The sequence below is a fragment of the Acetomicrobium sp. S15 = DSM 107314 genome (genome assembly GCF_016125955.1).
GTDB lineage: Bacteria > Synergistota > Synergistia > Synergistales > Thermosynergistaceae > Thermosynergistes > Thermosynergistes pyruvativorans.
On record NZ_JADEVE010000349.1, the window covers coordinates 1 to 475 of the forward strand.

General features: G+C 51.2%; 2 protein-coding genes. Both read left to right on the top strand.

Features of this window, described 5'->3' with window-relative positions; all coding sequences use genetic code 11:
- Window positions 1–194: phospholipase D-like domain-containing protein (locus EZM41_RS10990; protein WP_342449306.1), on the top strand; the 194-nt coding region annotated here is incomplete at its 5' end.
- Between the two features lie 61 nt (window positions 195–255).
- A partial coding sequence (locus tag EZM41_RS10995) for a DNA gyrase subunit A (RefSeq protein ID WP_232619327.1) occupies window positions 256–475 on the top strand: 220 nt, incomplete at its 3' end.

Here is a 475-nt window from a genome sequence, read left to right on the forward strand (position 1 = left end):
TACTAACCTCGCAAAGACAAGTCACCATTACTACGCCTTATTTTATACCGGAAAGCGAGACCCTTCATGCATTAGAAACGGCGTCATTAATGGATGTGCGCGTGAGGCTCATAGTGCCCGAAAGAACCGACCAGCTTATCCTTCATTTCGCCCTTTTTCTCAGGAAAGGCATCTCTTACAAGGATGTAATTTAACCTCTCTTTCTTCAGCGCCTCCTCTAAGCTTTCTCCCTACGACCTGCGCCACGATGCGGCCTTGCACTTTTTGCGCAACGGCATGAACCCCTTTGCGCTCCAGGCGATCATGGGACACTCAAACCTCGAGACCACTAAGCACTACATAGCCCTCGTGGACGCAAAACCGGTTGTGCTCCCGCTTCTCGAGCTACTCCGAGTGTTTGTGGAACACCGCAGGTCTGTGGTAAGAAGGCGCACCGCCTTTCGTCTCAAGAAAGCTGAAGAGAGAGCTCATGCAT